Origin of the sequence: Niallia sp. FSL W8-1348 (genome assembly GCF_038006745.1) — a bacterium.
GTDB lineage: Bacteria > Bacillota > Bacilli > Bacillales > Cytobacillaceae > Niallia > Niallia alba.
The window spans coordinates 3,491,120-3,504,955 of record NZ_JBBOVV010000001.1 but is presented as its reverse complement, the minus strand read 5'-3'; the positions used below and the strand labels follow the sequence as shown (position 1 = coordinate 3,504,955).

Genomic DNA, 13,836 nt, shown 5'->3' with positions numbered 1-13,836 from the left:
TTATATCAACTTTTTAGCGGCTCCTTCATCTGTTATTAAAATAGTTGAAGGCGGTGCTTCTTTAAAATAAGCCCGTATAGCCTTTGATTTTGATGCTCCACCAGCTACAGCAATAATACTAGGTACAGAAGATAAGTCTTCCAGTCGCAGGCCAATTGTTTGAACCTTATGGACAACCTCTCCCTCTTCATTAAAGTAGTACCCAAATGCTTCACCAACAGCTTCTGCATTTTTAATTTTTTCTAGATCATGTTTGCTAGTATTTCTGCGATTTGCCATTGTAAGCGCCTCGCCAATCCCATGAACTAGAAGATTTGCTGAACGAATAAGTTTTAATACTTCACTTATACGAGGATCTGTAGAAATGCTTTTGTACACCTCTTCACTGACCTCATCTGGAGCATATAAAACTCGATGTTTTGATGATGTATGGTCTGCCATCATCGAACAAATTGTATTCGCCTGATTTTTGACATCTTCTCCTATTCCGCCACGAGCAGGAACAAATAATAATTCGCCATCAGCAATACTAGGCGTTAGCGCTTCAGCAACGGAAGACATAGTAGTCCCACCAGTAACTGCGATGATATTATTTCCTTTTAGAAGAGATTTCATACAATTTGCTGTCGCAAGTCCTAATTCTTTTTTTACCCATGGAGAATGATCACTGTCTCCAGCCACGATAATAACCCGGCTAATGCCAAGTTTTTTTTGCAATAGCTGCTCCATTTCGTTAATACCCGTTACTTCTCTCATTACACTAGAAAGACTTTCCAACACTTCTTCCCCTATTGAAGTGACTGTCATGCCGATGTTTGAAATATGTATAAGCTGTTGATCTTTTAAAAACTCGACTTCACTTCTCAAGACTCTTTCGGTCAGTCCTAGGCTCACTGCCAGACTTCTTCTTCCGACAGGCTGCATATTCTTAATATATTGAAGAATATAGTACCTTTTTTGCATAACTGTAAGTAAATCAGGTAATAATCTTTTTTGAATCTCAATAAATGAAACCATGCTTGTTGCGCTCCTTCACTTACAGTGGTCGTCAGAAGTCCCGCATAGACATTTTACGTCCCGGATACTACAAAAAAAATAACTTCCCTGCTACAAGAACAATTCTAACACCAGTATAGTATGAATTCAACTGATATGTGTCTATTTTTTGTAAAATTTGACGAAAAAGTGTCGTTCTTTCTTTTCTTATTATTTGGATAAAATTAATTATTATCCATCAATTTTTTCTCGTTTTTTCTGAAATAGTTTTATTGGTTTCTCCGTAGAAGTAGAAATGGAAGTAATTAAAGTATATGAAACATTTTTATATAAATCTGATCACTAGTGTTGCATTAATTTAATTTCACTATTAAAAATACTCGAAATGTTCACTTTTATTATTTTATGCATAGAAAAAGTCCTTTATAATGGATAAGTCAGGTGGTAACCCGTCCAAATCCACTAAAAAAGGACCAATCTCATGGACAAGATTACACGAAAAACTTCATTTGGACAATGGTTTTCGCCAATTAATCTTCAATTATTTGAAGAACAGGTGAAAACATTGAAATTAGATTGCTATACGAAAAAGTTAACGACAGAATCATTCCTAAAACTATTACTTTTTGCACAATTAGAAGAAGTTGAAAGTCTTCATGCGTTAAGTGATTGCCTTTTTGATGATCATCTTCAAAAGGAAATCGACCTTGATTCTATAAGCATTTCTCAGCTCTCGCGCCGTTTAAATGGTCTAAATCCAGATTTGTTTCAAAGACTTTTCCTTGATTTAGTCGGACAAATTCACGCCAAAACACACTACACAAAACTTGTCATGCCGTTAAAAATTATTGATTCAAGTACTTTGCCACTAAATTTGACCAATCATAAATGGGCGAAGTTCCGCAAAACTAAGGCAGGCGTAAAGTTACACTTACGCCTTGTATTTATGGAAAAGGGAGAATCCTATCCCGAAAAAGCCGTGATGACAACGGCAAGCGAACACGATCGTGGTCAACTTGAGATTATGGTTGACGATAAAGAATGCATGTATGTGTTTGACCGAGGTTATCTAGACTACGAGCGTTTTGATCGCATGACCGATGAAGGCTACTTTTTTCTTTCTAGGCTACGAAAAAACGCAGTCGTACGGGAGGTTTATGATTTTAAACTACCCAAGGATTCATCTGTTTTGTCGGATCAAATGGTGTTGATTGGTACAACTCAAAACCGAGCTGAAAACTATTTTCGACTTCTAAAAATAATAGATTCAAAAGGTAATGAACTTCATTTAATCACAAATCGTTTTGACTTAAGCGCCGAAGAAATATCGGAAATGTATAAATCACGATGGGCAATTGAGCTGTTTTTTAAATGGATTAAACAACATCTCAATATCAAGAAATTCTACGGTCAAAGTGAATGGGCGATTCAAAATCAAGTGTTTATCGCACTTATTGTTTTTTGTCTTCATGTTCTGGTACAACTCGAAACAAAAAGTAAGCGGAAAACCTTGCAAATTAGCCGTTATTTAAGGGCATCATTGTGGAAACCAGCACATGTCTGGCTTCGCAAAATTGAAGGAAAAGCCATCCCTTAATCAACAAATTGTTGTCGTTGCACAGGTCTAATTGTAAATAAATTTCCAAATGGACAGGAGCCGCCTTTAGAAAGGTAATTACTTTTTTGGCTCTAAGTAGAGTAAACAATTAAACTGAAAATTATGACACTATTTACGCAACACTAGTGAAATCTGATACTTTATTTCAGAATAATAAGGAAGAAATATAAATGATATTCTTCTATTAATTTTGAAATCCTTCATCTTATTCAGCAACTTATAAGTTGCATTTTTCTTCATCTTCTTTTTTAGATTAGCAAAAATAATAAGATGAACTTATTAGAGGGTAACAATGCTGTGCCTGTTATGTCATACTTATTTTTGAAGTATCTCTTCACTCATTCAAATTAAATCTACAGAACAGACCTTTCGAAGAAAAGAAATTATAGGATAGGAGGATAGGAGAATAGGAGATGGAAAATAAAGCTTTAATCGTTATTGACTTACAAGTAGGCGTACAGCCTTCTAATACCCCCCTCTATAATCTTGATAATGTTATTAAGGGCGTTAATGAAAGAATTCAAGTTTTCAGAGAGTTGAATTATACCATTATCTTTATTCAACATAATGACCAAGAATTGATTCTCAACACCAAAGAATGGAATTTATTTTCTGAATTAGACGCAAGAGATACAGATATTTACATTAACAAAACACACGCCAATTCCTTTTACAATACTGATTTAAATGCAAAATTATTGGAATTAAAAATAAATACACTTGAAATCTGTGGAGCACAAACGGAATATTGTGTTGATACAACAATTAGAATGGCCCATGGCTTAGGATATTCTTTGTATATGAAAAAAGGTCTAACCACTACACTAAATAACGATTTACTAGGAGCAAAGACAATTATTGAGCATCATGAGAAGCTATGGAATAATCGATTTTTAACTTTTTTATAATACATCATAGAAATTAACACAACAAAAAAAGGTTTTTTAAGAGATCGCCTGGAAAACGAAAAACTCAAAAAACCTTTTTTAAACATTATTAGCGCCCTCGGAGGGAATCGAACCCCCATTTTAAGAACCGGAATCTTACGTGCTATCCGTTGCACCACGAGGGCATAATAAAAATAAAGCACTGTAACATGAAAGTTACGCCTTCATATTATAAGCGAAGTTCCCTTTTTATGCAATAGACGATGTTTAAAAGATTGAGTCAAGTTTTTGTGGGAGTTTTTTTAGCTCCCTTTTTTATAAAGTAAAACCTCTAAGTTTGTATCCGCTTTCCAATTGGTTTTGTTCTTCCAACTGTTGATTCTCTCATTTTTTAAAAACCTTTTAATCCCTGTAAGGCAAAGTGAACGGGTTTTCCAATCGCTTGATTTAAGTATGGCATGTTCTGACGCACGGTTTCTGTTACTAATTTTGTGGGTATTTTTCTTTTCGGTCGATGCTCTTTCTTTGATTTTTCCGTGGCTTTTTCCCATTTTCCATATATCGTTTGGATAGATAGATCATCCTTCAACCCAATCCACAAACGTGCCATGCTCATGACGCCTTTTTTGCTCCATGCTCTTCCATTTTTTAATCGTTTGGCTAATTGATTCATCATTGCTTCTGCACTTCCCATTGGACGATACGCTGTCGTGTCCACGCCTTTCTCCTGTAACCAACTACGGTAATCTTTTATGGTTTCCTGATGATGCGTTAAAAAGCCGAGGAAATGCGCTAGTTTTTCTTCTTCTTCTGGTGTATCCATTGTTCCTACTGCGCTATTCAACTCTAGAAGTAATGTTTCTACCTGGTAGTTTTTTAACGCTCTTTTCATGTAGCGGTATCGAGGATGGCTCTTCATTAGTTGCTTCATCGAACGAGCGACATGAAAACGGTCCATGGTGAAAAAGGCGCGTTCCCGAAAATACTCCCGACATGCCGTTATCCAGCCTGCTCCATCGCCATTAATAATAAGCAAGGTTTGGGTTGGATCATACGCATAATGATTCTGTAAGAATGTTTCAAAAGCTTCCCAAAAGGGTTCTTTTTCTTCATAGAGAAAATGCCTTTTATTTCGGAGCCTGACTCGCTTTCCGTTTTCTTTCCATCCCTCATGTACAGCGGCGAATTTCAACTCCCATCCACGCTTTTTCTTTTCTTGACTCTTCACATATAATCCATCTACTTCGACAAACAACACCTTTTGAAAAGGACGTTTTTCCTTAGCGGGAAGTACGCTTGTATGAAGAAGATGTTGCCGTAATGCTTCGTGGCTCATCGCCGAATAGCCTAAAAATTGTTCGAACGTTTCCACCGCCTTTCGATAGGAGGAACCATTTGTCGCTAATTCTAGCCCCCATTCTTCTAATAGTGGACTAAACCCTTTATTCCCTTGAAACTGTAAATAATGATCTAACAGACAAATATATTTTTTGGTTACACGATCGAAATAATAATTACGCTTCAGCTCCACTGCTCCAAACGCTGTATCTACTCGTATTTCTCGTTTATCTCGTAAAGCAAATCTTCTTTTGTCTCGTTGCTGAGCAATCTCTAGATCCCAATTTTCTAATGTTTGAACAAGGATTTCTTGAAAGGTCATTTGTAGTGTTCGAAATAAAGTTTTTTCCAATTCTTTTAATGATGGCATTTTTGTGTTACATTGATTCATGAGAGCCTCTCCTTTTCGTAGTATTCTAGTCAAACTCTACTTTACAAAAGGAAGCTCTCTTTTTTAATACTTAATTTTTTCCAGCTACCGCGCTTTCGCTTGGTGGCCTTTTTGTCTAGTTGGGGGACTCGTCCCCCAACTAGACAAAAAGGATATTTATTCTCCCACAAACATTTTACTCATACTGTTTAAAAAAAGGAGCAATGGGTATCATGGAGAAAGGATTGTAGACGAAATAAAAGAATGGTTATTACTAATAGCCTTATATCTCTCCCATCTCTAAAAAAGATGTCGAATGATATTTTGGGTTATTCAAGCTTTAATGTTTGACCTTAATTGACCATCCGTGTATCATTAGGAATACATACAGTTTGGATGTTTTTCATCTTACTGAAGAAACAAATACTTATGCTTTTCGAACAGATTATTAAAAAGGAGGATTTTAAATGAATTTAATTCCTACAGTTATTGAGCAAACAAATAGAGGAGAACGTGCTTACGATATCTACTCTCGTTTATTAAAAGACCGTATTATCATGCTTGGTAGTGCTATCGATGATAATGTAGCTAACTCTATCGTATCCCAGCTTTTATTTTTAGAAACAGAAAATCCTGAAAAAGATGTATCTATTTATATCAACAGCCCAGGTGGAAGCATTACTGCTGGAATGGCCATTTTTGATACTATGCAATATATTAAGCCAGATGTTCAAACAATCTGTATTGGTATGGCTGCTTCTATGGGTGCATTCTTACTTGCTGCTGGTGCAAAAGGCAAGCGTTATGCCTTACCAAATAGTGAAGTAATGATTCACCAACCACTTGGTGGAGCACAAGGTCAAGCAACTGAAATTGAGATTGCTGCGAAACGTATCTTATTCTTACGTGATAAATTAAACGGTATTTTATCTGAGCGTACAGGTCAACCAATTGATGTGATTGCAAGAGATACAGAACGCGATAACTTTATGACTGCTGAAGTTGCTAAAGAATATGGTTTAGTTGACCATGTTATCAGCCGCAATTCTCTTGAAGACAAAAAAAATAAATAAAACATCACTTAGTCATTAGAAAAAGACTGTTTTCTAAAGAATTGTTGTTTTTTCAATCGAAAAAACAATTAGTTGAAAAAATGGAGCAGCCGGAATACACGTAGACTCCTGTGGGATTAGCGAGACAGTCTGAGACCCCGGAGGCGAAGCTGAGGAGGCTCAGCGCGAGCCCCACGGAAAGCGAAGTGTATTCCGGCTGCGGGTAATCGCAACAAACTTTACGAAAACAGCCTTAAAAAAAAAGACTGTTTCAAACAAAGGTCTTAGATTTTTATAGGTAATGAACCACTCAGAATAGATGGATATTACCTCTAAAATCCTCCTCTTTGGAACAGTCTTTTTTATATTTTATAAAAAATTCACTTTAGCAACCCTTTTAAATTCTGAAGCGCTTCCACTTCATCACTACCATCAACAATTAATTTTATTGTTGCCCCAGAATTAATGGCTAATCCCATTATCCCCATTATACTTTTTGCATTTACTCTCCTTCCCTCCTTTTCAATAAATACTTCTGATAAATAATTGCTAGCCTCTTGTACAAATAAAGCTGCAGGTCGCGCTTGTAGACCTGATTTTAAATCTACAGTAATTTCTTGTTCCACCATCGAACATTCTCCCCTTCATCAAAATAGTAATATATCTATTATACAAGGAAAATGAGTTTTTTGCTGTATTCAGAGAGAAGAATATTCAGTTTAGATGAATTTTTCTGATAATAAAGTTTAGGTAGCAATAAAAAATGGATAATATATACCCTTGTCTTGATATATTATCCATTCCAATTATTTTACTGCTTCTCCACGACGAAGAGCATCTGCAATTTCATCAATTTTTCTTAACCGATGATTTATACCGGATTTGCTAATATTACCAGAAGATACCATTTCACCTAATTCTTTTAACGTAACATCTTGATAAGCTACGCGAAGTTCTGCAATTTCTCTAAGTTTATCAGGTAAAATTTGTAACCCAACCGTTTTATCAATATAACGGATATTCTCGACTTGCCTTAATGCTGCTCCAATTGTTTTATTTAAATTGGCCGTTTCGCAATTAACTAATCGATTTACTGAATTTCTCATATCTCTAACAATTCGAATGTCTTCGAAACGTAGAAGCGCTCCATGCGCACCAATAATATTAAGAAATTCGGTTATTTTTTCTGCTTCTTTTAAATAAGCAATAAACCCTTTTTTTCTTTCTAACGTCTTACTTTTTAACCCAAATGTATTCATTAAATCACTAAGTGCATTGATATGTTCTTTGTATAAAGAAGCAATTTCTAAATGGTATGAAGATGTTTCTGGATTGTTTACAGAGCCACCAGCTAAAAAGGCCCCTCTTAAATAGGATCGTTTACAACATTTTTTCTTAATTAACTCTGGAGAGATTTCATGAGTAAACACGAAACCTTCTTTAAGAATACTTAGCTCCTCCAGCACTTCTTTACCATGATTGGAAATACGCACTATATAAACATTGTTCTTTTTCAAGCGCATCTTTTTGCGAACTAATAATTCAACTGGTATGTCAAAATACCTTTTTATTAGGGTGTAAATTCTTCTTGCAATAGCCGCATTCTCTGTCTGTATATTCACAACTAGCCTCTGGTTGGAAAAGGAAAGTGTCCCGTTCATTTGAATCAGTGCTGATAATTCTGCTTTTCCACAGCAATTTTTGGCTTCAATTGTTGTTAATTCTTTTTTTGTTTCTGAAGCAAAAGACATATCCTTCCCCCCTTATAGAAAAAAGCAGGTGTTCTTAGGCTCTTTCTTAAATATATTTTTTTTAATGGAATCCGTTGCTTTTAGACCGTTATTAACTTGATTTCCTATAAATATCCTTTGTCTAAAAAGCCATTCTTTCTTCATTCAATAATGGAATAAAGAATCTTCGCCACTTCTACTGTATTATGGCGAATAACACCTTGATCAAGCTTGATGATATCACCTGCTATTACATCTAGATCCATTCGTTCAAGCCGATTTATATCAAAAACCACAGGCTTTGCTTTTTCTTCATCATATCTTTGTTGTACATTTGCAGGTATGTTCGTTTTGTTCACGATAATAGTGTCGATAAACGGTGTTTCTACATGCTCATATAACGCCTTCACATGATCACTTGCCGTATAATCGGATGTTTCTCCTGCCTGTGTCATAATATTGCATACATATACTTTTTTTGCTTTCGCTTCTCGGACTGCCTCTTTGATTTCTGGGACTACCAAATTTGGCAAGATACTAGTATATAAGCTTCCAGGTCCAATTACAATTAAATCTGCTTGCTCGATAGCATGAATGGTTTCAGGAAGTGGTGCAGAGTCCTCTGGGGTTAGAAAAACTTTGTTTATTCTCTTCCCAACCTTCGGAATACTGGATTCTCCTACCACAACCGTTCCATCCTCCATTAATGCATTTAAAATAACACTATGACTAGTTGCAGGTAATACTTTACCACGAACATTTAGTACTTTGCTCATTTCTTGAATCGCATAGGTAAAATTACCAGTAATGGAAGTCATGGCAGCTAAGATCAAATTACCTAATGAATGTCCATCTAAGTCTTTACTATTAGTAAATCGATGCTGAAACATTTCCTCCACTAAGGGCTCTACATCGGATAATGCCGCTAACACATTGCGAACATCTCCAGGAGCAGGGATATCAAGATCCTCTCTTAGTCTTCCAGAGCTTCCTCCATCATCGGCTACTGTTACTATTGCCGTAATGTCTACTGGATATTTTTTTAGTCCACGTAGAAGCACAGAAAGGCCAGTTCCTCCTCCGATGATTACTATTCTTGGCTGTTCCTTTTCACTCATGCCTGTTGGTCCTTTCTCCTCTCCATATCACGGTGAGCAATAGCAATATTATATTCTTTTTCAAAGTGATGGCCGATATATTCAGCTAATGCAACAGACCGATGCTGTCCCCCAGTACAGCCAATTGCAATAACAAGCTGTGATTTTCCTTCTCTCTTATATTGAGGCAGCATAAATGTTAGTAAATCAATTACCTTTTCTAAAAATTGGCCTGTCTCTGTCCATTTCAACACATAACTGGATACCTCGACATCTAACCCAGTTTTTGGTCTCATATGCTCAACGTAATGAGGGTTTGGTAAAAAACGCACATCAAATACTAAATCTGCATCAATAGGAAGTCCATGCTTAAATCCAAAACTCATCACATTTACAGTAAAGATGGATTGTTTATTAACAGAGAATTCTTTTAAAATCTTTTCTCTAAGTTCTCTAGGAGAGCTTTGAGATGTATTATAAATAATTTGCGCTCTTCCTTTGAGCTCTTCTAACATTTCTCGTTCCAATTTAATTCCTTCTAAAGGAAGTCCAGATGGTGCAAGGGGATGAACTCTTCTAGTCTCCTTATATCTTCTAACTAGGGCGCTGTCATCAGCATCTAGAAAAAGGATTTTCGGTACAACCCAGGAAGTTGCTAAATCATCTAGTGCAGCGAATAAATCATCAAAAAATTCTCTGCCCCGTAAATCCATCCCAAGAGCAACCTTATTCATCTTATTCTCCGACTCTTTCATAAGTTCAAGAAACTTAGGTAAAAGTGTAGGCGGTAAATTATCTACACAAAAAAATCCTAAGTCTTCAAAGCTTTGGATAACGACTGTTTTTCCCGCTCCTGACATTCCTGTGATGATTACGACTTGTGGTTCACTTGCACTCATTTTAATTCCCCCTAATAAATCTTTAGCTTGGATCTAATCGGTAACTAATTAATTCGAAATCTGGTGTATAAGTAAAGGTTCCATAGATAATTCCATTACCATGGATCATGTAATCTAAAATATGATAATCGCCTTCAGCCATCGGCAAGTTTTTCACATCATCTAAATCGTGCCAGACAATTTTCCCTTCAGCTGATTCATCTACATTGACACCATCTGCATTCGTAGAGAAAAAGGTGAACATCATCCACTCCGAAATAATCTTATCTCCATCTTTTATAATAAAGGTAAATATACCTTTGATGTTAGGATTTCTTAAATAAATACCTGTTTCTTCTCTGTATTCGCGAATACAGGAATCTCTCACAGATTCTCCAGGCTCCATTTTCCCGCCAGGTGCTACCCACCAACCACGTCTTGGTTTCTGTAGCAATAAGACTTTATTATCTTTAAGTAACAAACAATTTGTCACACGTTGCAAATTATTCACCCCAATTTTCTCTATATGTAGGCACTGCTTTTAACCATTCCTTTTATTATACTATTATTGTCATGCCCTCACAATAAATTGCCTTTTCCAATTATGGAGGATTCTTTATTCATTACAGAGAATAATTTAGATAATCTATAGAATAAGGATGTGGGTTTTCTTGTATGTTAATCTTGTTAAAAAAAGTTTGAAGTTAAGAAAATTAGAAGCACTCTTAAAACGCGGAGATAAATATTCGGCCATCCAAAAAGATGTTTCTATTCATTTGCGCGGCTATAAAGGAGAAAAGGAACTAACCTATTATCTCGATTTTATCCCAGATAAAGAATGCTTTATTATTCATAATCTTCGTTTATATGATGGGAAATCTTATTTTCAAATAGACTATCTCTTACTGACACATTTCTTTTTTATTATTATTGATTGTAAAAACTATTTAGGCACATTACTATTTGATACAACCTTAAACCAATTTACCCGAATTCGAAATAATCAAGAAGAAGGCTACTTGGATCCAATCTCTCAAGTAAAAAGATTAAAGCGGCAATTAGAATCTTTCTTACGAAAAAGCCACTTTACTATTCCTCCTATTGAACCCATCGTTATTATTTCCAAACCGTCTACTATCATAAAAGGAAATCCCTCGATAAAAAGTCATGTTCTCCACAGCCATAGTTTTCTTGAAAAATGGGATCAATTACAAAGAAAATATAAAGGAAATGTTCTAGATGAAAAGAGCCTTCGTAAAATCTCCAAATTTCTCCGCAAGCATCATAGTCCTGATAATACTAATGTATTGGAAAAATACAATATAAGCAAAAAGGATATTATAACAGGTGTTCAGTGCCCTCACTGCAAAGCATTTGCGATGATTAGAAAAAAGCGTAACTGGTTTTGTCCATCCTGTTCCACATTTGATAAAAAAGCCCATATAAAAGCAGTGGAAGATTATTTCCTTTTAATCAAACCTTCTATTACTAGTAAGGAATTTCGTGAATTTGTCCATATTTCTTCCAAAGATACGGCTAATCGACTTCTTGTTTCGATGAAATTACCTTATACAGGTGAAAATCGAGGAAGAATTTATTACCCGACAAAAGATTTTTTGGAATGAAATAAAAGTATTTACGTCATTTAACACTATATTCGCGAAATTCCCTCTAAAATTCTTGAAAAAAACAAAGTATTCGCTAAAACATACCAGTTATTCGCGAAAAATAATGCTTATCAGCCAAAACAAAAATCTGGTCACATCCACAAAAAAAGGCATAGGCTCCATGTTGGGCCTATGCAAAAAATATATCTTAAAAGGGGGTCAATTTCTACTTATATGATACCCCAAATATGTTTCACTACTGTTACATTCCAATTAAAACGGAATGACACTTTTAATACGCTTCTTTTAATGACTCTGCTAACTCTTCTACATAGTGCTGAGCACTTTGCGCAGCGATACTTCCATCACCTGTTGCGGTAACAATTTGACGGAGTGTTTTTTCACGAATGTCACCAGCTGCAAAGATGCCAGGAACCTTTGTTTCCATTTGATCATTCGTTTCAATATATCCATTTTCATTTGTAATTCCTAAGCTTTCAAACGGCTTAGACAGTGGAACCATGCCAATGTAGATAAACACGCCATCTGCTTCAAATTCCTGCTCTGTTTGATCCACTGTAGAAACAAGTGTCACACTACCGACTTTTCCATCTTTTTCATTGATTGACTTAATGGTATGGTTCCAAATAAAGTCTACTTTTTCATTATCAAATGCTCTTTTTTGAAGAATTTTTTGTGCTCTCAATTCGTCACGGCGATGTACAATGGTAACTTGGGAAGCAAAGCGAGTTAAATATACACCTTCTTCTACGGCTGAATCGCCACCCCCAATTACGAATAAACGCTTGTTTTTAAAGAACGCACCATCACAAACAGCACAATAAGATACGCCGCGTCCACCTAATTCTTTTTCACCTGGAACTCCGACTTTTTTATATTCCGCACCCGTAGAAATAATAATGGATCTTGCTTTAAATTCTTTTGAACCAGCTTTTACTATTTTATATTCTTTTCCATCCACTATTTCTTTAATATCGCCATATGCGTATTCAGCACCGAATTTTTTTGCATGATTAAACATTTTATTAGATAAATCTGGACCTAAAATACTTTCAAATCCAGGAAAGTTCTCTACATCTTCTGTATTCGCCATTTGTCCACCTGGTATTCCTCTTTCAATCATTAAAGTAGAAAGATTAGCACGAGATGTATAAACAGCAGCTGTCATTCCAGCTGGGCCAGCCCCAATAATGATAACATCATAAATTTTTTCTTCCGTCATTTCAAAAACTCCCTTTCCATTAACTAACCAATGCATTTATTATACTAAATTAACGCTCATATAAAAGAATTAATGTCCATTTCTTATTATAAGGATGATTATCTATTACTATCCTATAAAACTAATCCCCTATCCGTCCAAAAATCTGCTCAAAGTGGAAAAAGTTATCATAAAGTGAAACTTCCATCAGTGGGGGTTTTCCTTCCTTCCCTACTGATGGTTAGTTGAGCCAATCAGATCTTTATGGACAGTAAGAGTGGGATAAAGGATTATCTATAGCAAATCCCTTAATTTCTTTGCCTCATTTTCTATAATCAATCTCCGTTCTTGTATTTCTTTTTCTTCTTGCAAAAGTTTCTCTAATTGACCTGTAAAAATTTGATAAACTTGACCAATGAGTTGTTTATCCCCACAGTCTACTGCTTCTTTTAAAGAAAAGATTAGCTGGATGTCTTTTAAGGAAAAACCATATTCCTGTAGCTCTTTTACCACTTGAAAATCGAGAATTTCTTTATCGCCATAATCTTTTTTGTTATGAGGTTGCAATAAATTTAATTCTTCATACTGCCGTACCGTTTCTTTTGTTGTATTTAATAACGTTGCGAACTCCCCAATTTTCATTTTCGACTCTCCCTTTTATTGATATAGGGGTTACCCCATCATATTTAATTAGTTTAGGCTGTTTCTTAATTTATTCTATTGAAAAAACAACAATCTTTTAGAAAAATGTCCTAATTCCTAACGTTACTTTTAATGGAGGAGATAATATGTTGTTAATTGGAGTGATATCGTCCACTCTAGATGGGGGTTTAAGCGGAATGGTGCAAATAAAGGCAAGGGAAATACCGATTTGGTCTGCATTGGGAATGCTTCTTTTCGGTATCATCATTTGTGGTTCTTCCATATTAATATTTAACCATATGGAATTAATCACCCTCCATATCATTAACATCCTTGCAGTAATAAATGGGTTGTATTTATATCGTAAAATAGATGTATCATTAGATTCATTATAACTCT

The 13,836-nt window shown here is 35.4% G+C and carries 14 protein-coding genes and 1 tRNA gene; 5 read left to right on the top strand and 10 right to left on the bottom strand.

What is annotated here, in order from left to right:
* Complete coding sequence (locus tag NST60_RS16510; RefSeq protein ID WP_016203864.1) at nucleotides 1-1,017, bottom strand: sugar-binding transcriptional regulator; 1,017 nt, start codon at nucleotides 1,015-1,017, stop codon at nucleotides 1-3.
* 460 nt (nucleotides 1,018-1,477) lie between these two features.
* Here NST60_RS16510 and NST60_RS16505 point away from each other — a divergent pair, with 460 nt between their 5' ends.
* On the top strand, nucleotides 1,478-2,593 hold the full coding sequence (locus NST60_RS16505; protein WP_016205139.1) for an IS4 family transposase: 1,116 nt from the start codon (nucleotides 1,478-1,480) through the stop codon (nucleotides 2,591-2,593).
* 434 nt (nucleotides 2,594-3,027) lie between these two features.
* On the top strand, nucleotides 3,028-3,522 hold the full coding sequence (locus NST60_RS16500; RefSeq protein ID WP_341099474.1) for a cysteine hydrolase family protein: 495 nt from the start codon (nucleotides 3,028-3,030) through the stop codon (nucleotides 3,520-3,522).
* Between the two features lie 92 nt (nucleotides 3,523-3,614).
* Here NST60_RS16500 and NST60_RS16495 read toward each other — a convergent pair.
* Together NST60_RS16495 and NST60_RS16490 are read right to left on the bottom strand one after the other, a co-directional pair.
* Nucleotides 3,615-3,686: transfer RNA gene (locus NST60_RS16495), tRNA-Arg, on the bottom strand.
* Between the two features lie 206 nt (nucleotides 3,687-3,892).
* Nucleotides 3,893-5,230: an ISLre2 family transposase gene (locus NST60_RS16490; protein WP_100525934.1), complete on the bottom strand. Its 1,338-nt coding sequence runs from the start codon at nucleotides 5,228-5,230 to the stop codon at nucleotides 3,893-3,895.
* 446 nt (nucleotides 5,231-5,676) lie between these two features.
* Here NST60_RS16490 and clpP point away from each other — a divergent pair, with 446 nt between their 5' ends.
* Nucleotides 5,677-6,282, top strand: coding sequence for an ATP-dependent Clp endopeptidase proteolytic subunit ClpP (clpP, locus tag NST60_RS16485; RefSeq protein WP_101729262.1), 606 nt, complete (start codon nucleotides 5,677-5,679; stop codon nucleotides 6,280-6,282).
* A 359-nt stretch (nucleotides 6,283-6,641) separates the two neighbouring features.
* Here the strand turns inward: clpP and NST60_RS16480 are convergent, their stop codons facing one another.
* The 5 genes from NST60_RS16480 to NST60_RS16460 form a co-directional block, all read right to left on the bottom strand.
* A complete protein-coding gene (locus tag NST60_RS16480) occupies nucleotides 6,642-6,890 on the bottom strand; it encodes an HPr family phosphocarrier protein (protein ID WP_212117394.1) in 249 nt (82 codons plus the stop codon).
* Between the two features lie 177 nt (nucleotides 6,891-7,067).
* Nucleotides 7,068-8,012: a DNA-binding protein WhiA gene (whiA, locus tag NST60_RS16475; protein ID WP_169189063.1), complete on the bottom strand. Its 945-nt coding sequence runs from the start codon at nucleotides 8,010-8,012 to the stop codon at nucleotides 7,068-7,070.
* Between the two features lie 140 nt (nucleotides 8,013-8,152).
* Nucleotides 8,153-9,109: a gluconeogenesis factor YvcK family protein gene (locus NST60_RS16470; RefSeq protein ID WP_341099471.1), complete on the bottom strand. Its 957-nt coding sequence runs from the start codon at nucleotides 9,107-9,109 to the stop codon at nucleotides 8,153-8,155.
* Nucleotides 9,106-9,987 carry an RNase adapter RapZ gene (gene rapZ / locus NST60_RS16465; protein ID WP_016203869.1) on the bottom strand — a complete coding sequence of 294 codons (882 nt, stop codon included), beginning with the start codon at nucleotides 9,985-9,987 and terminating at the stop codon, nucleotides 9,106-9,108. Before rapZ ends, NST60_RS16470 begins: the two co-directional genes overlap by 4 nt.
* Before the next feature lie 22 nt (nucleotides 9,988-10,009).
* Complete coding sequence (locus NST60_RS16460) at nucleotides 10,010-10,468, bottom strand: NUDIX hydrolase (protein WP_016203870.1); 459 nt, start codon at nucleotides 10,466-10,468, stop codon at nucleotides 10,010-10,012.
* A 169-nt stretch (nucleotides 10,469-10,637) separates the two neighbouring features.
* Here NST60_RS16460 and NST60_RS16455 point away from each other — a divergent pair, with 169 nt between their 5' ends.
* Nucleotides 10,638-11,591: a nuclease-related domain-containing protein gene (locus tag NST60_RS16455; RefSeq protein ID WP_169189066.1), complete on the top strand. Its 954-nt coding sequence runs from the start codon at nucleotides 10,638-10,640 to the stop codon at nucleotides 11,589-11,591.
* Nucleotides 11,592-11,865: 274 nt separating this feature from the next.
* Here the strand turns inward: NST60_RS16455 and trxB are convergent, their stop codons facing one another.
* Together trxB and NST60_RS16445 are read right to left on the bottom strand one after the other, a co-directional pair.
* A complete protein-coding gene (gene trxB / locus NST60_RS16450) occupies nucleotides 11,866-12,816 on the bottom strand; it encodes a thioredoxin-disulfide reductase (protein WP_016203872.1) in 951 nt (316 codons plus the stop codon).
* 273 nt (nucleotides 12,817-13,089) lie between these two features.
* Nucleotides 13,090-13,437: a helix-turn-helix domain-containing protein gene (locus NST60_RS16445; RefSeq protein WP_169189068.1), complete on the bottom strand. Its 348-nt coding sequence runs from the start codon at nucleotides 13,435-13,437 to the stop codon at nucleotides 13,090-13,092.
* Between the two features lie 146 nt (nucleotides 13,438-13,583).
* Here NST60_RS16445 and NST60_RS16440 point away from each other — a divergent pair, with 146 nt between their 5' ends.
* Nucleotides 13,584-13,832, top strand: coding sequence for a hypothetical protein (locus tag NST60_RS16440; protein WP_016203874.1), 249 nt, complete (start codon nucleotides 13,584-13,586; stop codon nucleotides 13,830-13,832).
* Nucleotides 13,833-13,836 lie beyond the last annotated feature (4 nt).

Coding starts and splice junctions, on each gene's coding strand:
- NST60_RS16500 (WP_341099474.1), top strand. CDS start 3,028: ATGGAAAATAAAGCTTTAATCGTTATTGACTTACAAGTAGGCGTACAG.
- trxB (WP_016203872.1), bottom strand. CDS start 12,816: ATGACGGAAGAAAAAATTTATGATGTTATCATTATTGGGGCTGGCCCA.
- NST60_RS16440 (WP_016203874.1), top strand. CDS start 13,584: ATGTTGTTAATTGGAGTGATATCGTCCACTCTAGATGGGGGTTTAAGC.
- clpP (WP_101729262.1), top strand. CDS start 5,677: ATGAATTTAATTCCTACAGTTATTGAGCAAACAAATAGAGGAGAACGT.
- whiA (WP_169189063.1), bottom strand. CDS start 8,012: ATGTCTTTTGCTTCAGAAACAAAAAAAGAATTAACAACAATTGAAGCC.
- NST60_RS16470 (WP_341099471.1), bottom strand. CDS start 9,109: ATGAGTGAAAAGGAACAGCCAAGAATAGTAATCATCGGAGGAGGAACT.
- NST60_RS16490 (WP_100525934.1), bottom strand. CDS start 5,230: ATGAATCAATGTAACACAAAAATGCCATCATTAAAAGAATTGGAAAAA.
- NST60_RS16505 (WP_016205139.1), top strand. CDS start 1,478: ATGGACAAGATTACACGAAAAACTTCATTTGGACAATGGTTTTCGCCA.
- NST60_RS16480 (WP_212117394.1), bottom strand. CDS start 6,890: ATGGTGGAACAAGAAATTACTGTAGATTTAAAATCAGGTCTACAAGCG.
- NST60_RS16510 (WP_016203864.1), bottom strand. CDS start 1,017: ATGGTTTCATTTATTGAGATTCAAAAAAGATTATTACCTGATTTACTT.
- rapZ (WP_016203869.1), bottom strand. CDS start 9,987: ATGAGTGCAAGTGAACCACAAGTCGTAATCATCACAGGAATGTCAGGA.
- NST60_RS16445 (WP_169189068.1), bottom strand. CDS start 13,437: ATGAAAATTGGGGAGTTCGCAACGTTATTAAATACAACAAAAGAAACG.